Here is a 16,576-nt window from a genome sequence, read left to right as displayed (position 1 = left end):
ATCCAATTAAATCAATAAGATAAATTTTTAAAAAAATTTCGGCCTCTTTACAAAAAGTTCATTTTTTATGGAAATTTTTAGGGGTGAGTCCACAGCAAAACGGTCTTTTTGATGCTTTTTTGCGCATGAACCACAAATTAGGGAAAACCCTGAAATTTTCTGATTTTTCTGCTAAAATTATTGCTATGCACAATAAATTAGCAAGTAAACACTTACCCGGCAAGCCTGATATGGCAGGGCAAGCTGTCCCTGTTAGAGAGCTACATGCTGGGCACAGAGAAGAGATACTTCAGCACTTATTGAAGCTGGATGATGAGGATCGTCGACTACGGTTTGGCACCCAAACCCCCAATGAGGTGATCGAACACTACGTAGAGCACCTAGACTTCAATAAAGACACAATTTTTGGCATCTTTGACTTGAATTTAACCCTTGTAGGAGTGGCTCACTTGGCTTATTTACCAGAGATCAAGGGCCAAGCCCGTGCTGCCGAATTTGGCGTCTCCGTATTGCCAGAAGGGCGCGCGCAGGGCTTTGGCACGGCGTTGCTGCAACGCTCTGCCGTGCATTCACGCAATACTCGCATTGAAACCCTATACGTTCACTGCCTATCTAACAACAAAGCGATGATGCATTTGGCACAAAAGGCTGGCATGAGCGTGGAATATGCTTATGGCGATGCGGATGCTTACCTTAAATTACTGCCGGCTTGCCCTGCAACGATTGTTGAAGAAGCAGCTAATGAGCAATGGGCCGATATGGATTACGCCCTGAAAGAAAACCTAAAAAGATCTAATCAAGCGTGGTGGTGGTTCTTAGGTAGGCCAGGGCTTGCGCCTTAATTTTTAGTTTTGATTTTTATTCGGCGCGCCACGCAATATCCAGCTCGTTAAGAGCGATAAATCTGCGTCACTTAATTTTGCATTAGCAGGCATCGGGACCACCCCCCATGAGCCAGCCCCGCCTTTAGCAATTTTATTTTTTAGGAATACTTGTGCATTTGAGTCCGCTTGATATTTTTGCGCAACCGCTTCGAAACTAGGGCCAACAATTTTTTTATTCACTGCATGACAACCCAAGCATGCATTTTGTTTTGCAACTCCATATGCTTTTTGGTCTTCGCTGCTTGCTTGCGCGGATTGAAAATGCAAAGCAAGCAATGCAAATAATAAAAATATTTTTATAGCCCTATGCAACGCGTGTATCAACAGCTTTTTATATTCTGATTACTGATATTTTGGCGGACTATCTGGCTGTGATTGTTCAGCCTTGCCTTGCTTCTCTAGGCGCGCTTTTTCCGCATCAGAAATAATGTCAAAATAAACATAAACATCTTTCACGCCGCTTGTGTTGCTAGCAATTTTTTTAGCCAAATCTGCTTCATCTTGTGTCAAGATCCCCATCAAGTAAACACTGCTCCCTTCAGCAACAATTACCATTGAATTTGATGGCAGCTTCTCTGTAAAAACCATTTGTGTTTTGATCTTAGACTCCAAATAGGAGTCATTGGCACGGGCTGTATAGCTACTGTTGGGGCCAATGATCAGTTCGTTATACACAGTGCGCGCATTCTTCATGGCCTTCACGTATGCTCCTGCCTCACCCTTGATATCAGCATCTTTTACTTCGCCAGTTAAGAGTACCTTTTGATTAAAAGAAGTGACATTAATGTGCGCCCTATCTCCAAACTTTTTATCGAGAGCATTATTTGCTTCAAGTTGAATTCCTTTGTCAATTGCTTGCACGCCTGGACTGCGTCGATCGGCCAATATAGTTGCGGTTGCAGTGACGCCTCCAACTGCAACAACTGCACAAGATGACAGTTGAGATACTGTCATTACGGCAACGACAAGCTTAATGAAAAAGAAGGTTCGCATAGGTATGTTTTCTGAAATGAATTGAACTGAAAAATTTAGTCGTATAAAACGTGATCGACGCCATCACATAGGCCATGCAACAAAACTAAATGCGTTTCTTGAATACGTGCAGTGCGAGTGGAGGGAACGCACAAATGAATGTCATCTTTATCGAGCAAAGTAGCAATCTTGCCACCACCATTACCAGTAAATGCAATAATTTTGATGCCCATCTTCTTTGCCGCTTCGATTGCTTTAACAACATTCTTAGAGTTACCGGAGGTCGAAATTCCCAAAAGGATGTCGCCCTTTTTTCCAAGCCCGCGAACTTGTTTGCTAAAGATATCGTCGTAGCTGTAATCATTTCCGACAGCGGTCAGAATAGATGAGTCTGTCGTTAATGCAATTGCCGCCAATTCTTCACGCTCGCGCTCAAATCGGCCAATGAGTTCGGCAGCAAAATGCTGAGCATCGGCAGCAGAACCGCCATTGCCACAAGCCATGACTTTGCCGCCAGACTTCAAACAATCTACCATTGCTAGTACGCCACGAGCAACAGATTCAGGAAGGACTTTTTCAGCCTCTTGCTTTACTGCAATGCTGTCTAAAAAATGTTGTGATGCGCGCTTACGCAGGGCTTCAATAGTATTTTTATCCATGCCAATATTATGCGCCAAACTGGGGTTAACTTCTAAAGCAACGTATGCTCTTACTTATCACCAATCTTACGCAGAAGATGTCTCCATGGAAATAGGCTCATTTGATTTTTTGAACCAACAGGATTTGCCTGCTGGAGCCCTCTATATGGTTGCTACCCCAATCGGCAATATGGGGGACATCACTTTGAGAGCGTTACATGTATTAAACGCAGTGGATGGGATTGCCTGCGAGGACACCAGGCATAGTGCAGCGCTTTTACAGCAATTTGGCATCCACAAAAAATGTTTGGCACTTCATGAACATAATGAAGTTGGAGGCGCGCAAACTGTTATTCAAAGTCTTGCAAACGGTGAGCGCTGGGCATATATATCGGATGCAGGAACTCCTGGAGTTTCAGATCCTGGGGCAAGGTTAGTCCATGAAGTACAGAAGGCCGGCTATCGAGTGCTTCCCATTCCTGGTGCCAGCGCAGTGTCTTGTGCAATCTCCGCATCCGGCTCGGTGATGCTGAATTCAGAAGGGCGTTTTCAGTTCCTAGGCTTCTGGCCGAATAAAACCAAGGAGCGAGATGCACTGTTGCAAGATATTTGTAGCAGCAAAAAAACAAGCATCTTCTTTGAGTCTCCACATCACATTCGCGACACACTGCTTTTGCTTTCAACTGTTTTAGAGCCAACACGCCAAGTATTTATTTGCCGTGAATTAACTAAAAAGTTTGAGCAACTTGTTTCAATTGAAGCGAGTGAAATCCCATCATGGCTAGAAAATGCAGAGAGTTTGAAGGGTGAATTTATTGTTCTGGTGGCGGGGCGCCAGGCTAGCTCTGATGAGGCTCCAGGGCAGGACACCCTAATGCTATGGGCAAACGCGCTTAGCCCTTATCTTGGCAGCAAAGAAATTGCTGCAGTTCTATCTCAAGCATTAGGAATTACAAAAAAAGAAGCCTATCAAGTTGCCCTAAATGCAAAAGACCAAGACAACTAAAAACAAAAGCTCGCCTATAGCGAGCTTTTGTTGAATGCTAGAACCATTTACTTGGTAGCAGGCGCCTTAGGGTCCGCTGGCGCACTGGAGTCTTGTAAATTGAGCTGCGCAACGGGCTTTATTAATTGCTCACTAGTGGTTGAAGAGTCGCCACGCTTGCCATTATTTACAAACACCATTAACAACAAAATAATGATCAGGGGTACAAAAAAGCTTGCAAACACCATGATGATGAGTTGTTTTGGGGACTTGATCAGATTTCCGTGCTCGTTGCTCATAGGAATTTCTTATTTATTGGGTTTTAGGGTTGTTTTGCGGTGATTATAACTAGAGAGTAGGGCTATAGGCACTTACAATGGCGGGGTATCCAGTTTTTCCTGGCGCCCGTAGCTCAGTGGATAGAGTATTGGCCTCCGAAGCCAAGGGTCGCAGGTTCGATTCCTGCCGGGCGCGCCAAAACAGAAGGGGTTTTTGACCTACGTCATGCATAGAAAAGCAAAAACCACTATCATTTGAGTCTAACTTATTGATTCTTATCGTGTCTACACATCTAAATTCAGCCCTTTCAGAGCCGTCACTAACTAATCCGCTTCCTCCTGAGGCGCCATTACCGCACCGCAAAATTATTCGGAGCTGGCTAATTCCAATGGCGCAAGGCGAAACAGGTCGCGCAATCATGCTTCTCTTTATCGATGCAGCCTTATGGCTTGGCTGTATTGCTGGCACGATTTTTGTTGAAAACATTCTTCTCAAAATTATTTTCGGCTTAGTTGCTGGATTTGTAACTGGTCGCATCTTCATTTTGGGTCATGATGCCTGCCATCAAAGCTTTACTCCAAATCGCGAACTCAATAAAGTATTAGGACGCATTGCATTTTTGCCATCACTCACACCCTATAGCCTGTGGGATGTTGGTCACAACGTTGTGCACCATGGTCAAACAAATTTAAAAGGCTTTGATTTTGTTTGGGCACCCCTATCTAAATCTGAGTATGACGCCCTATCCCCATGGCGTAAGGCTCTAGAGCGCCTTTATCGCAGTGGCTGGGGTCCAGTTTTTTATTACTTGATTGAAATTTGGTGGAGACGCGAGTACTTCCCAAATGCTAAAAATAAACCCGGTGATCGCCCAATTTTCTTAAAAGACAATTTGCTTGTTACTGGTTTCGCAATGATTTGGCTTGCTTGCTTAATTGCAGGAGCAATTGCTACTGGTCAATCTATTTGGGTTGGACTCATTACTGGTTTCGCAGTTCCATTCTTATTCTGGAACGGCATGATTGGTTTTGTGGTCTACGTTCACCATACACACCCATCCGTCTCTTGGTATGACAAAAAGTCTGAGTGGTTACGCGCCCAACCGTTTGTTTCAACCACGGTTCACCTTACATTTAACTGGATTTGGGGCTCTTTAATGCACCACATCATGGAGCACACAGCCCATCACGTGGACATGAGCGTGCCCCTCTATCGCCTCCAAGAAGCCCAAAACACCCTGGAAACTATCCTTCCAGAGCGTATTTTTGTGCAAAAGTTCTCTTGGGACTGGTACTTTGATACTGCCCGCAAATGCAAGCTATATGACTTTGAAAATAAGGCTTGGCTAGACTTTGATGGCAATAAAACGGCCGATTCAGTCAGGGTTGTCTTAAGCCCTGCCCCAGTGGGACAAAACGGGTAAAATAGATCTTCTGTATAAAGATTTGCCTTACCCGGATTGCCCATGACTACCTCTACTCCAGCTGCTACCCAAGATACCTCTCAGAGCCTTAAATTTTGCTCTTCTTGCAGTCGCGAAAAACGACTTGAGGGTGGCACATGGATTCCGACAAGCAATCGTAAGCAACGCTGGATTTGCGCCAGCTGCCTATACAACCGTACACACCGTACCGGTTCTGCTAAAACCTAATTCCCCGTGATGGTCAAGGCCATCGCTCCCATGGGATCGAAATTCAATCCCAAATAAAACGCTGACAATGAATAGCCGAGATACATTCAAATTTGCACAGACTCATGAGTGGGCCGACGTCGAAAGTGATGGCCTCGTGTGGGTTGGAATTAGCAATCATGCACAAGAGGCTTTGGGTGACGTCATGTTTTTTCAAGCCCCTGCAATGGGTCAGCAGGTCAAGCAGGGTGAAGCAATTGCTGTGATTGAGTCTGTCAAAGCGGCAAGTGACATCCATGCTCCTGTGAGCGGCGAAATTGTTGCCCTCAATGAAGTAGTGGATTCATCTCCTGAAATAGTGAATGAAAAGCCTTATGGCGTTTGGCTATTCAAAATCAAACCAATTTCAGAAGATAGCCTCGCATCTGAGCTTGATCAATTGATGGATATCAATCAATACAGCACCACAGCTGGCGCCTAAGCAAAAATTAAATCGCGATTGGATCGCGCTCAATTAGCCAGCGTACACGAGTTGTTTTACTGATGCGCCCTTGAGAATTGGCCCGTAATTCTCGATCAACTGCCTCCAAAACTTCTTGCAACTGTTTGCGACTATCAGCTTCGATCAAGAGTTGTGCGCGCTCAGTGCCTGCAACCCGCATGACTGCTTTTGGAACAGGATCATAGGTTCGAAGCCCATCAGATATAAAGCCCTGGGACTTTAATTTCCCCTTAAGAGCACTTAAAAATTGAATTGCTTTATCCAGGCTTTTTGCCTCAGCGTGCACTAAAGCCTGATGTGAAAATGGTGGGAGTCCAGCCTCCTGTCTCTCATGAGTAGTGTGAGATAAAAATCCATCTACATCATGTCGCAGCAAATACTGAAATACTGCAGCCTCAGGATATTGGGTCTCGATATAAATGTCTCCACTGGCTTGGCCCTCTTTGCCAGAGCGTCCCGCACGACCAGCTACTTGCACCAATTGTGCAAAAAGCCTTTCTGCAGCCCTAAAGTCTTGAGAAAACAATCTTCCATCTGCATCCAATACGCCGACAAGCCCAATATTTTGATAGTCATGTCCCTTGGCGATCATTTGTGTGCCAACAACGATATCCACCTTGCCTTGGTGGATCTCTTGAAACAGCTCTTCTGTTCCCTTGCTACCCCTACTAGCATCGGTGTCGACTCGCAGCACTCTTGCCGCAGGCCACATTTCCTCAATGGCATCTTCAATCTTTTGCGTGCCTTGCCCCAGCGTTTTTAGATCGGCATTGCCACAATCCGGGCAATGACTTGGAATAGGCTTTACCAGACCGCAATGATGACAACTTAGAACAGATTTTTTTGTCAGCGCGCCCGCTTTATGGACCACCATGTAAGAGCTGCACTGCTGACATTTAGAAAGCCACGTGCAAGCGTTGCAACTTAATACTGGGGCATATCCCCTGCGGTTTATTAAAACTAAGCTTTGTTTTTTATCTTCTAAATTTTTACTAATTGCATTCGCTAATGTCTTAGTAATGGGACTTTTATCTTTAGGCTTACCAGGGTCGCCAGGGCTATATTGATTTTGGGGGTCGCGGGTATTGATGAGATGGACTCTAGGCAAGCTTGCGCCTTGTGCCCTCTGATCTAATCGAATGTACTCATAACGCCCAGCTTTTGCTGCCGTCCATGTTTCTAAAGAGGGCGTGGCGGATGAAAGCAGTATTGGTAGCTTCACATCATGCGCACGCCAAATGGCAAGGTCTCGCGCTGAGTAGCGAATACCATCTTGTTGCTTATAAGATGGGTCATGCTCTTCATCTACAACGATTGCGCGCAAATTTGGGAGTGGGGTCAGTGCTGCTAATCTGGTTCCCAGAATAATTTGTGCTTTACCAGTCATTGCCTCGAACCAAGCAATGCCTCTTTCTTTCTCGGTTACTCCACTGTGAAGTACCACCATTTTCTTTTCCGGAAAATAGGCCCGCACTCTTCGCTCAAGCTGTGGGGTTAAATTAATTTCAGGCACAAGCAATAGTACCTGCGCAGTTTCATCACTCAGTGCCTCTCTTAACCAATTCAAAAAGACTGCAGTCTTTCCACTGCCTGTTTGGCCCTGAAGCAGCATGACTTTAAATTCATTTTTTCCTCTGCTGCCTTGGCGAATTTTTTCTAGCGCCTGTTTTTGTTCTGCATTTAATTCTGCTTCGCTAATCAATCCTTCGCTTTTCTCTTCCAGTACTTTTTTTCTTTTTCTTCTCCGCTGAAGCAATGAGTTTTGTGGGTATTTTTTCCCAATTCTCAGGCTTTTTCCACATCTGTGGAATTGTTGGAATGATGGTTTCTCCAAGCGCATGGATGTAATACTGGCTTGCAAAATTAATCAATCTCAGGGCTGCTGGCTCGAAAGCAGGTAATGGAGCTAACTTGGTGACTGACTTTAGTTTGTCAATTTCAAAATCAGAGTGTGCACTAACTTTTATTACAAGTCCGACCAAACTTGAGCGCCCAAACGGTACCTCTACCAACCGTCCTACTTGTGGAGCTGCCCCTAACTTTTCAGAATCCCATAAGTAATCAAAGCCCTGCGCCAAGGGCTTATCAACAACTACCTGAACCACGATGGGTGGAGCCATTATTTACTTCAATCTTTCGTTTTACCTGTGGATAAGTCTGTGGATATCATCCAATGATTCTGATTTATAAGCCAATTTACCAGCTATCTAGATTTGCACTATTTTTGAGCTTTTTATTATAAATATATATAAATCAATGGTTTAGGATAAACTCTGGAAGTTAATGTTTATCTTTATACGGAATCTTCATGAATTTTGAAATTTGCACTGATCTGTGCATAACTTTTATCAAAATTCCAAGCTTAAGTTAGCAAGTACTCAGGATTATTACTTTGACCTAAGAACTCTTGAGCGCTGAATTACGGTTTCTGTCAATGCGCTTACGCTTTCAGGGGGCGTAAATTGGGAGATTCCGTGACCTAAGTTGAAGATATGTCCATCTAGAGGGTGCAGACCTGGCTTAAGGGCCGGGGCGCCTGCCAAATCTTCTAGAAGGAGGTTGGCTTGCTCTGCAATCTGTTTTGGCTCAGAGAACAGAATTAGAGGGTCTAAGTTGCCTTGTAACGCCAAAGGCTTGTTCAATGCGAGCAGTTGCTTGCGAGCACGGCTCAGCGAGATCGTCCAATCAATTGCAATGACATCAGCCCCCGCATGCGCCATATCATTTAACCAAATTGCGCCGCCCTTGGTAAACATAATGATCGGAATTTTTCTGCCTTCATGTTCCCGTGGCAACAGGGAAATCACTTTTTGCATCGATGCCAAAGACATTTGCTGATACCAACCATCAGGCAACATCCCACCCCAGGTATCAAAAATCATTAACGCTTGTGCGCCAGCTTTTACTTGTTCAGTTAAATATGCAGCAACCGATTGAGCGTTGATATCCAAGATATGTTGCAACAAATCAGGACGACTAAACATCATGGTTTTAGCATGACGGAAATCATCGGAGCCAGAACCATCAATCATGTAGCAAGCCAATGTCCATGGGCTTCCAGAGAAGCCAATCAAAGGTACGCGCTGCTTACCGTCTTGACTAAGTGCTTTACGAATTTCAGAAACAGCATCAAATACATACTTCAGTTCGCCCATATCGGCGACGCGCAATTTTTTAACCGCTTCTTCGGTGCGAAGAGGGTGATCAAAGCTTGGGCCTTCACCGCCAGTAAATTTGAGGCCTAATCCCATCGCATCTGGGATGGTCAAAATATCAGAAAATAAAATAGCCGCATCTAGTGGATAGCGATCCAGTGGCTGAAGGGTTACTTCAGTAGCATATGTAGGATTTTTTGCGAGTCCGAGAAAGCTTCCAGCTTTAGCGCGAGTTGCATTGTATTCAGGGAGATATCGGCCGGCCTGACGCATGAGCCAAAGCGGCGTTTGATCAACCGCTTCGCCCAAGCAGGCTTTTAAGAACCGATCATTTAGCAGCAAGGGGCTGACCGACCGGTAATTACTTCTTACGACGGAAGCGAGCAATAGCAGCCAACTGTGCAGCAGCCATAGCAAACTCAGATTGGGCCAAAGCCAAATCAAAGTCAGTGCCACGGTTTTGCATTGCTTCTTCTGCACGTTTCTTAGCTTCGATGGCTTTTGCTTCATCAAGATCGTGACCACGAATAGCGGTATCCGCTAATACGGTGACACGATCTGGCTGTACTTCTAAGTAACCACCAGCAACAAACACGAATTCTTCATCGCCATCTGCCTTTTCAATACGAACAGACCCTGGACGAATGCGTGTAATTAATGGGGTGTGGCCATGCAAGATACCGAGCTCACCACCTTCGCCTGGAAGGGCCACAAACTTAGCCTCTCCACTGAAAATGGACTGCTCGGCACTAACTACGTCGACATGTATGTTTGACATAATTTCCCTAGATGAAAGCGATTAAAGCTTCTTAGCTTTCTCGATGGCTTCATCAATTGAACCCACCATGTAGAACGCTTGCTCAGGCAAGTGATCCAATTCGCCGCTGCAGATCATTTTGAAACCACGGATGGTTTCTTTCAATGGAACGTATTTGCCTGGCGAACCAGTAAACACTTCAGCAACGTGGAAAGGCTGGGACAAGAAACGCTGAATCTTACGTGCGCGTGATACGGCCAATTTGTCTTCTGGTGACAATTCGTCCATACCCAAAATCGCAATAATATCGCGCAATTCTTTGTAGCGTTGCAACGTCATCTGAACATCGCGAGCTACTTCATAGTGCTCTTGACCAACCACTTGTGGGTCAAGCTGACGGCTTGTGGAATCCAATGGATCAACCGCTGGGTAGATACCCAAAGCAGCAATGTCCCGTGACAACACAACCGTGGAGTCTAAGTGTAAGAAGGTTGTCGCTGGTGACGGATCGGTCAAGTCATCCGCAGGAACGTAAACGGCCTGAATAGAAGTAACAGAACCTGTCTTAGTTGAGGTAATACGCTCTTGCAATTTACCCATTTCTTCAGCCAACGTAGGTTGATAACCCACAGCAGAAGGCATACGACCGAGCAACGCAGAAACTTCAGTACCGGCCAATGTGTAACGGTAAATATTGTCAACGAAGAACAAAATGTCACGGCCTTCGTCACGGAAAGCTTCAGCCATGGTCAAACCGGTCAACGCAACGCGCAAACGGTTACCAGGGGGCTCGTTCATCTGACCAAACACCATCGCCACTTTATCAATAACGTTCGATTCTTTCATCTCGTGGTAGAAGTCATTACCCTCACGAGTACGCTCACCAACACCAGCAAACACAGACAAACCGGAGTGTTGCTTGGCGATGTTGTTAATCAATTCCATCATGTTCACGGTCTTACCAACACCCGCACCACCGAACAAGCCAACCTTACCGCCTTTAGCAAACGGGCAAACTAGGTCAATAACCTTAATACCGGTTTCGAGCAAGTCAATCGAAGGGGAGAGTTCATCAAACTTTGGTGCTGGCTGGTGAATAGCGCGACGCTCTTCAGTAGCAATCGGACCTGCATCATCAATTGGGCGACCCAAGACGTCCATAATGCGGCCCAATGTTGCAGGACCCACAGGAACAGAAATAGGCTTACCCGTAGATTTCACTTCCATGCCACGACGCAAGCCATCGCTTGCACCCATGGCAATTGCGCGAACTACGCCATCACCGATTTGTTGCTGAACTTCAAAGGTCAAACCTTTTTCAGCAAATGATTTTTCACCACTATCAACCAATGTCAACGCATCATAGATGCTTGGCATTTTGTCGCGTGGGAACTGAATGTCCACCACTGGACCGATACATTGCACGATATTTCCGTTACTCATCGCTTTCTCCGCTTTTAATTCCTGAATTCTTTCGTATTCCTAAATGCTGACCGCTTAAACAGCAGCCGCTCCACCAACAATTTCAGACAACTCTTTGGTAATAGCAGCTTGTCGTGTTTTGTTGTAATCCAATTGCAATTCGCCGATCACGTTCTTTGCGTTATCTGAAGCGGCCTTCATTGAGACCATTCGAGCAGATTGCTCAGAAGCCATATTTTCAGCAACAGCTTGATAAATCATTGCTTCAACATAACGCTTTAATAAGCCATTCAAAATGGACTCTGCGTCAGGTTCGTAGATGTAATCCCAAGATGGGCCTGCTTTGTCTTCGGGAGTCAGATCAGCTGGCTCCAAAGGCAAGAGCTTTTCCAAAACAGGCTCTTGTTTCATTGCATTAACAAAGCGGGTATATGCCAAATAAACAGCATCAATCTCGCCACGCTCAAACGCTTCTAATTGGGCAGTGATTGCGCCAATCAACACATCCAAATGCGGTGTATCACCAATTTGAATGGTTTGAGAAATCAGTTTTGCTTTTGAGCGATTCAAAAATTGCAGGCCTTTTGAGCCAATTGCGGTGTACGCAATCTCAATATTTTTTTCCTGCAAATCGCGCACTTGGTTAGCAATCAAACGCAAGACGTTAGTATTTAAACCGCCGCACAAGCCTTTATCTGTTGTAACCAAAATAGTGCCAGCCTTCTTAACCTCACGAGTTGCCATGTAAGCAGGGCGGAACTCGGGGTTAGCCTTAGAAAGGTTGGCAACAATTTCACGAATTTTTTCAGCATAAGGGCGCGCATTACGCATGCGCTCCTGGGCGCGACGCATCTTGGATGCGGCGACCATTTCCATTGCCTTCGTGATCTTGCGCGTGTTTTGCACGCTCTTGATCTTTGATCGTATCTCTTTTGTGCTTGCCATGATTTATGCGAGCCCTCTTAGAAAGAGGCTGAGCGCTTGTAATCCTCAATTGCAGCACGCAAAGCAGCTTCGTCATCTTTGCTGAGATCTTTAGTTTCTTCAATACGCGCAACTAAGTCAGCGTATTTAGATTTCAAGTGATCTTGCAAGCCTTTTTCGAATGCCAATACGTTCTTCACTTCGAGATCATCAAAGAAGCCATTGTTAACGGCATACAGTGAAGCTGCCATTTCCCAAACTTGGAGTGGCTTGTACTGAGCTTGCTTACACAATTCTGTAACGCGACGACCACGCTCGAGCTGCTTGCGGGTTGCTTCGTCTAGATCAGATGCAAACTGAGCAAACGCTGCTAATTCACGATACTGAGCTAAGTCGGTACGAATACCACCAGATAATTTCTTAATCACTTTAGTTTGAGCTGCACCACCAACACGCGAAACAGAAATACCGGCGTTAATCGCAGGACGTACACCAGCGTTAAACAAGTCAGTTTCCAAGAAGATCTGACCGTCAGTAATCGAAATCACGTTGGTTGGAACGAAAGCAGAAACGTCGCCTGCCTGGGTTTCAATGATCGGCAATGCTGTCAAAGAACCGGTTTTGCCTTTTACTGCACCGTTGGTAAATTTCTCAACATACTCAGCATTCACACGGGCAGCGCGCTCGAGCAAGCGTGAGTGGAGGTAGAACACGTCGCCAGGGTAAGCTTCGCGGCCTGGTGGGCGGCGGAGCAACAGGGAAATCTGACGATAAGCAACTGCTTGCTTGGTCAAGTCATCGTAAACAATCAAAGCGTCTTCGCCGCGATCGCGGAAATATTCACCCATGGTGCAACCTGCGTATGCAGAGAGGTACTGCATCGCTGCAGACTCAGAAGCACTAGCAGCAACAACTACGGTGTACTCCATCGCGCCCAATTCGGTGAGCTTACGAACAACGTTAGCAATAGTAGAAGCTTTTTGACCAATAGCAACATAAACGCAATAAACGCCTTTGCCTTTTTGGTTAATGATCGCGTCAACCGCAACTGCTGTCTTACCTGTTTGGCGGTCACCAATGATCAACTCACGCTGGCCACGACCAATTGGAACCATCGCATCAATCGCCTTCAAACCAGTTTGAACTGGCTGGCTAACAGATTGACGTGCGATAACGCCAGGAGCAACTTTTTCAATAAAGTCAGTTAACTTGGTATTGATTGGGCCTTTGCCATCAATCGGTTGACCAAGCGCGTTTACAACGCGACCGAGCAGCTCTGGGCCAACTGGAACTTCCAAAATGCGGCCGGTACATTTAACTGAGTCGCCTTCCTTAATGTGGGTGTACTCACCCAACACCACGGCACCAACAGAATCACGCTCAAGGTTCAAAGCAAGGCCGATTGTGTTGTTTGGAAACTCCAACATTTCGCCCTGCATCACACCAGACAAACCGTGTACACGGCAAATACCATCGGTCACTGAAATTACAGTGCCTTCGTTGCGAGACTGGGTATCAACACCCATTTCGCTAATTCGGCTTTTGATCAGCTCGCTGATCTCGGAAGGGTTGAGTTGCATTACTTACTCCTGGGTCTTATTTCGTATGTTCTTAATAGGGATAACTTATGCGCCAAGACTTGCTTGCATTTGAGCTAACCGTGCCTTTACGGAACTATCCATTACTTCGTCACCAACTTGAACGCGAACACCGCCAATCAAGGTTGGATCAATCTGAATAGTAGGGCGCAAATCTTTACCCCCAAAGCGCTTCTTCAAACTTGACAACAAATCATTTAATGCGCTTCCTTCGATAGGGAATGCGCTGGTAATCATTACTTCTGCTGCACCTTCGCTCTTATTCTTCATCGCCTCAAATTGACTTGCAATTTCAGGGATGGCTGCTAAGCGATGGCTTTGATTCACAAGACTTAAAAAGCTCGCTACTTTTCCATCTAACTTAGTCTTCACCATGCCGGTTAAAAGCTTAGTCAAATCTTCTGCAGAAACTTTTGGGTTATTGGATAAACCAGCAACCTCAGGGAGCGCAGCAAGCTGAGCCAACTCGTTGAGCTGCTCCAACATTGAAGCAAGTTCAGCAGGCTTAGCGCTTTGAAAAAGCGCTTCAGCATAGGGGCGAGCAATCGTGGCTAACTCAGCCATATCAAAGCTCTGCCTTGAGTTGATCAAGCAATGCGCCGTGAGCTTTAGCATCTACTTCCCGACGCAAAATTTGCTCAGCGCCTTTAACAGCCAATACAGCAACTTCCGCGCGCAAAACTTCGCGAGCGCGTGTTACTTGTTGGTCTGCATCTTCTTTTGCTTGAGAAATAATGCGGGTGGCTTCAGCTTGTGCATTTGCACGGATTTCATCGGCCGACATTTGTGCGCGCTTTTCTGCCTCGGCTACACGCAGCACGCCTTCTTGACGTGCTTTTGAGAGCTCTAATTCAGCAGCATTGTTTGCAAGTGCCAATTCTTCTTTTCCACGCTCGGCGGCAGCCAAACCATCAGCAATTTTGGTTGAACGCTCATCTAGCGCCTTAACCAGCGGTGGCCACACGAAGCGTGCAACAACCCACCATAAGACGAAGAAGACGATCATTTGCGCGAATAGGGTCGCGTTCAGATTCACGATATTCCTTTCAGTATTGTTGAGAACGGTTGGATGACCTTCTGGTCATCCACGCCAAAACAATTACTTAATAACTGCGAGCAGTGGGTTTGCGAAAGCAAACAACATTGCAACACCAACGCCGATCAAAAACGCAGCGTCGATCAAACCAGCCAACAGGAACATTTTGGTTTGCAATTCGTTGATGAGTTCTGGTTGACGGGCAGCGCCCTCAATGAACTTACCACCCATAAGGCCAATGCCCAAACAGGCTCCTAAAGCGCCGAGGCCGATGATGAGGCCAATACCGATAGCGGTTAGTCCTTGAATGTTGGCTAAGAATGCTTGCATGTTTACTCCTAAGTATTGAAAGTGAGGTTAAAAATAAAAAAGTTAATGGTGACTATGAGCTTGGCCTATGTAAACCAAAGTCAACATCATGAAAATAAATGCTTGTAACAAAATGACCAAAATGTGGAAGATTGCCCAAGCAGAGCCAGCGAGCACGTTGCCCACAAAGCCAAGCATGTACAAATCAAAATTAAAGGTCCACATACTTCCTAAGAGAGCGATCAACAAAAAGATCAATTCGCCCGCATACATGTTTCCAAAAAGTCGCATTCCCAAAGAAACGCCTTTAGCAACATACTCAATAATGTTGAGGATTAAATTGAATGGGGCTAAGTACCACTTTGCACCGAATGGGGCTGAGACAAGCTCATGCATAAAGCCGCCAAGGCCTTTTACTTTAAAGCTGTAGAAGAAGACCAATAGCAATACTGAGAAGGACATGCCAAGGGTGGCATTCAAGTCAGTAGTTGGAACAATCTTATGGTGTGGGACGTGAATGCCGAAGCCTTCAATAAAGTGATTGACGCCAACCACCCAATCCACCGGAACCAAGTCCAGAGTATTTAAAAGAATAATCCAGCAAAAAACGAATAGCGCTAGAGGTGCAATGTAGGATCTGTCGCCGTGAACAATTCCCTTTGATTGGGTCTCGACCATCTCAACCAGCATTTCAACTAAACACTGAAAGCGGCCTGGTACGCCAGGGGAGGCTCTACGTGCGGCAATCACCAGCAAAAGGACGGCGATCAGCCCCATAAGGGTGGTCCAGAACATGGTGTCTAAATGAATAACGCTGAAGTCAATGATGGACTGCTGTGGCCCACCAATATTGTTAAGGTTTTGCAGATGTTCTGCAATGTAGGCTGTAGGTGTAAGCGCTTCTTTGGCCGCGTGGTGGCCAACTTCTGCTGCTGCGTTAACTTCGCTAGACATCTATTACTTGTCCTTGTTTATTTGCTTCTTGTTACTTCCAAAACCACGCCAACAAGTAACACTTGAGGGTAGCCAAATAAGTAACAAGCAACGGGATCCATTTCAAATCAGGCTGCTTTAGGGCAAAGCCTATGAACAAAACGATAGTTGCTAGGATTTTGATAAATTCACCAGAAACCACTGCCGCCAAAAAGCCGCCGGGGCTAGATTTGACACTCTTTTTTGCCGCCTCTATGCGCATCAAAAACAACGCGGAAGGCAAAAATCCAATCAAACCGCCTACTAAAGCCGAATAAGTATAAACGCTTTTGTCAGCCAGACTTGAAAAAACATAGCAGACACCAGCAATTACTAGTGTGATCACAACCTGACTTAGAACAACCCACCATGAGTTGATTGAAGCAAAATTGCGCGGTTTTGCTTTGCGCAAGGCATCCATCTCGTCTTTGCTGAGAGTTTTAAAGGAGTCTTCCTCGATTTCATCCCATTGATGAGCGCTAGTTGGGTGGTTTTTATTCACAAAATTGATTT

The 16,576-nt window shown here is 45.6% G+C and carries 21 protein-coding genes and 1 tRNA gene; 6 read left to right on the top strand and 16 right to left on the bottom strand.

Going from position 1 to position 16,576, the window contains the following annotated elements; all coding sequences use genetic code 11:
* The first annotated feature begins 185 nt into the window (after positions 1 to 185).
* Entirely contained in the window at positions 186 to 842 is a 657-nt protein-coding gene (locus tag B6A14_RS02025) for a GNAT family N-acetyltransferase (protein WP_087908908.1), read from the top strand.
* A 3-nt stretch (positions 843 to 845) separates the two neighbouring features.
* Here the strand turns inward: B6A14_RS02025 and B6A14_RS02020 are convergent, their stop codons facing one another.
* The 3 genes from B6A14_RS02020 to B6A14_RS02010 all read right to left on the bottom strand — a co-directional run bounded on the left by B6A14_RS02020 (position 846) and on the right by B6A14_RS02010 (position 2,515).
* Positions 846 to 1,151, bottom strand: a complete 306-nt coding sequence (locus B6A14_RS02020) for a c-type cytochrome (protein ID WP_236635619.1) — start codon at positions 1,149 to 1,151, stop codon at positions 846 to 848.
* A gap of 75 nt (positions 1,152 to 1,226) precedes the next feature.
* Positions 1,227 to 1,877, bottom strand: coding sequence for a BON domain-containing protein (locus B6A14_RS02015; RefSeq protein WP_087908787.1), 651 nt, complete (start codon positions 1,875 to 1,877; stop codon positions 1,227 to 1,229).
* 35 nt (positions 1,878 to 1,912) lie between these two features.
* Complete coding sequence (locus B6A14_RS02010) at positions 1,913 to 2,515, bottom strand: phosphoheptose isomerase (RefSeq protein WP_087908786.1); 603 nt, start codon at positions 2,513 to 2,515, stop codon at positions 1,913 to 1,915.
* Positions 2,516 to 2,600: 85 nt separating this feature from the next.
* Between B6A14_RS02010 and rsmI the strand changes: the two genes are divergently transcribed.
* Positions 2,601 to 3,500 (top strand): 16S rRNA (cytidine(1402)-2'-O)-methyltransferase, encoded by a 900-nt coding sequence (gene rsmI / locus B6A14_RS02005; protein ID WP_087908907.1) that lies wholly within the window; start codon positions 2,601 to 2,603, stop codon positions 3,498 to 3,500.
* Between the two features lie 47 nt (positions 3,501 to 3,547).
* On the opposite strand, the gene B6A14_RS02000 is transcribed toward rsmI, so the two are convergent.
* Positions 3,548 to 3,778, bottom strand: coding sequence for a hypothetical protein (locus B6A14_RS02000; RefSeq protein ID WP_236635618.1), 231 nt, complete (start codon positions 3,776 to 3,778; stop codon positions 3,548 to 3,550).
* A gap of 102 nt (positions 3,779 to 3,880) precedes the next feature.
* Between B6A14_RS02000 and B6A14_RS01995 the strand changes: the two genes are divergently transcribed.
* The 4 genes from B6A14_RS01995 (at position 3,881) to gcvH (ending at position 5,869) form a co-directional block, all read left to right on the top strand.
* Positions 3,881 to 3,956, top strand: a tRNA-Arg gene (locus B6A14_RS01995).
* Positions 3,957 to 4,038: 82 nt separating this feature from the next.
* Positions 4,039 to 5,181, top strand: a complete 1,143-nt coding sequence (locus tag B6A14_RS01990; protein ID WP_236635617.1) for a fatty acid desaturase — start codon at positions 4,039 to 4,041, stop codon at positions 5,179 to 5,181.
* A gap of 42 nt (positions 5,182 to 5,223) precedes the next feature.
* Positions 5,224 to 5,409, top strand: coding sequence for a hypothetical protein (locus tag B6A14_RS10185; RefSeq protein WP_129560400.1), 186 nt, complete (start codon positions 5,224 to 5,226; stop codon positions 5,407 to 5,409).
* Between the two features lie 67 nt (positions 5,410 to 5,476).
* On the top strand, positions 5,477 to 5,869 hold the full coding sequence (gcvH, locus tag B6A14_RS01985) for a glycine cleavage system protein GcvH (protein WP_087908784.1): 393 nt from the start codon (positions 5,477 to 5,479) through the stop codon (positions 5,867 to 5,869).
* Between the two features lie 7 nt (positions 5,870 to 5,876).
* On the opposite strand, the gene priA is transcribed toward gcvH, so the two are convergent.
* The 12 genes from priA to B6A14_RS01930 form a co-directional block, all read right to left on the bottom strand.
* The gene (priA, locus tag B6A14_RS01980; protein ID WP_236635616.1) at positions 5,877 to 7,592 is read right to left on the bottom strand and encodes a replication restart helicase PriA; all 1,716 of its coding nucleotides are present in this window, start codon (positions 7,590 to 7,592) and stop codon (positions 5,877 to 5,879) included.
* The gene (locus B6A14_RS10360; protein ID WP_236635615.1) at positions 7,585 to 8,010 is read right to left on the bottom strand and encodes a primosomal protein N' family DNA-binding protein; all 426 of its coding nucleotides are present in this window, start codon (positions 8,008 to 8,010) and stop codon (positions 7,585 to 7,587) included. The genes priA and B6A14_RS10360 overlap by 8 nt, the downstream gene beginning before the upstream one ends.
* A gap of 267 nt (positions 8,011 to 8,277) precedes the next feature.
* Positions 8,278 to 9,387, bottom strand: a complete 1,110-nt coding sequence (gene hemE, locus B6A14_RS01975; RefSeq protein WP_087908783.1) for a uroporphyrinogen decarboxylase — start codon at positions 9,385 to 9,387, stop codon at positions 8,278 to 8,280.
* Positions 9,388 to 9,406: 19 nt separating this feature from the next.
* The gene (locus tag B6A14_RS01970) at positions 9,407 to 9,823 is read right to left on the bottom strand and encodes a F0F1 ATP synthase subunit epsilon (RefSeq protein WP_087908782.1); all 417 of its coding nucleotides are present in this window, start codon (positions 9,821 to 9,823) and stop codon (positions 9,407 to 9,409) included.
* A 21-nt stretch (positions 9,824 to 9,844) separates the two neighbouring features.
* Positions 9,845 to 11,245, bottom strand: a complete 1,401-nt coding sequence (gene atpD, locus B6A14_RS01965) for a F0F1 ATP synthase subunit beta (RefSeq protein ID WP_087908781.1) — start codon at positions 11,243 to 11,245, stop codon at positions 9,845 to 9,847.
* A gap of 54 nt (positions 11,246 to 11,299) precedes the next feature.
* Positions 11,300 to 12,169: a F0F1 ATP synthase subunit gamma gene (gene atpG, locus B6A14_RS01960; protein ID WP_087908780.1), complete on the bottom strand. Its 870-nt coding sequence runs from the start codon at positions 12,167 to 12,169 to the stop codon at positions 11,300 to 11,302.
* 17 nt (positions 12,170 to 12,186) lie between these two features.
* Positions 12,187 to 13,728, bottom strand: a complete 1,542-nt coding sequence (atpA, locus tag B6A14_RS01955; RefSeq protein WP_087908779.1) for a F0F1 ATP synthase subunit alpha — start codon at positions 13,726 to 13,728, stop codon at positions 12,187 to 12,189.
* Between the two features lie 45 nt (positions 13,729 to 13,773).
* The gene (locus tag B6A14_RS01950) at positions 13,774 to 14,310 is read right to left on the bottom strand and encodes a F0F1 ATP synthase subunit delta (protein WP_087908778.1); all 537 of its coding nucleotides are present in this window, start codon (positions 14,308 to 14,310) and stop codon (positions 13,774 to 13,776) included.
* Between the two features lies 1 nt (position 14,311).
* Positions 14,312 to 14,782, bottom strand: coding sequence for a F0F1 ATP synthase subunit B (locus tag B6A14_RS01945; protein WP_068947668.1), 471 nt, complete (start codon positions 14,780 to 14,782; stop codon positions 14,312 to 14,314).
* 63 nt (positions 14,783 to 14,845) lie between these two features.
* Positions 14,846 to 15,112, bottom strand: coding sequence for a F0F1 ATP synthase subunit C (gene atpE, locus B6A14_RS01940; protein WP_028818346.1), 267 nt, complete (start codon positions 15,110 to 15,112; stop codon positions 14,846 to 14,848).
* 42 nt (positions 15,113 to 15,154) lie between these two features.
* On the bottom strand, positions 15,155 to 16,045 hold the full coding sequence (atpB, locus tag B6A14_RS01935) for a F0F1 ATP synthase subunit A (RefSeq protein ID WP_087908777.1): 891 nt from the start codon (positions 16,043 to 16,045) through the stop codon (positions 15,155 to 15,157).
* Between the two features lie 31 nt (positions 16,046 to 16,076).
* Entirely contained in the window at positions 16,077 to 16,565 is a 489-nt protein-coding gene (locus B6A14_RS01930; protein WP_236635614.1) for an ATP synthase subunit I, read from the bottom strand.
* Positions 16,566 to 16,576 lie beyond the last annotated feature (11 nt).

The sequence above is a fragment of the Polynucleobacter hirudinilacicola genome, from assembly GCF_002192535.1.
Classification (GTDB): domain Bacteria; phylum Pseudomonadota; class Gammaproteobacteria; order Burkholderiales; family Burkholderiaceae; genus Polynucleobacter; species Polynucleobacter hirudinilacicola.
The sequence above is the reverse complement of the archived record's forward strand: the minus strand, read 5'-3'. Positions and strand labels throughout refer to the sequence as shown.

Bases quoted from the DNA above. Each gene is read 5' to 3' on its own strand.
- B6A14_RS02025 (WP_087908908.1), top strand. From the start codon at position 186: ATGCACAATAAATTAGCAAGTAAACACTTACCCGGCAAGCCTGATATG.
- rsmI (WP_087908907.1), top strand. From the start codon at position 2,601: ATGGAAATAGGCTCATTTGATTTTTTGAACCAACAGGATTTGCCTGCT.
- B6A14_RS02015 (WP_087908787.1), bottom strand. From the start codon at position 1,877: ATGCGAACCTTCTTTTTCATTAAGCTTGTCGTTGCCGTAATGACAGTA.
- B6A14_RS10185 (WP_129560400.1), top strand. From the start codon at position 5,224: ATGACTACCTCTACTCCAGCTGCTACCCAAGATACCTCTCAGAGCCTT.
- atpA (WP_087908779.1), bottom strand. From the start codon at position 13,728: ATGCAACTCAACCCTTCCGAGATCAGCGAGCTGATCAAAAGCCGAATT.
- atpD (WP_087908781.1), bottom strand. From the start codon at position 11,245: ATGAGTAACGGAAATATCGTGCAATGTATCGGTCCAGTGGTGGACATT.
- B6A14_RS02000 (WP_236635618.1), bottom strand. From the start codon at position 3,778: ATGAGCAACGAGCACGGAAATCTGATCAAGTCCCCAAAACAACTCATC.
- B6A14_RS01970 (WP_087908782.1), bottom strand. From the start codon at position 9,823: ATGTCAAACATACATGTCGACGTAGTTAGTGCCGAGCAGTCCATTTTC.
- B6A14_RS10360 (WP_236635615.1), bottom strand. From the start codon at position 8,010: ATGGCTCCACCCATCGTGGTTCAGGTAGTTGTTGATAAGCCCTTGGCG.
- atpG (WP_087908780.1), bottom strand. From the start codon at position 12,169: ATGGCAAGCACAAAAGAGATACGATCAAAGATCAAGAGCGTGCAAAAC.
- atpE (WP_028818346.1), bottom strand. From the start codon at position 15,112: ATGCAAGCATTCTTAGCCAACATTCAAGGACTAACCGCTATCGGTATT.
- B6A14_RS02010 (WP_087908786.1), bottom strand. From the start codon at position 2,515: ATGGATAAAAATACTATTGAAGCCCTGCGTAAGCGCGCATCACAACAT.
- atpB (WP_087908777.1), bottom strand. From the start codon at position 16,045: ATGTCTAGCGAAGTTAACGCAGCAGCAGAAGTTGGCCACCACGCGGCC.
- B6A14_RS01950 (WP_087908778.1), bottom strand. From the start codon at position 14,310: ATGGCTGAGTTAGCCACGATTGCTCGCCCCTATGCTGAAGCGCTTTTT.
- gcvH (WP_087908784.1), top strand. From the start codon at position 5,477: ATGAATAGCCGAGATACATTCAAATTTGCACAGACTCATGAGTGGGCC.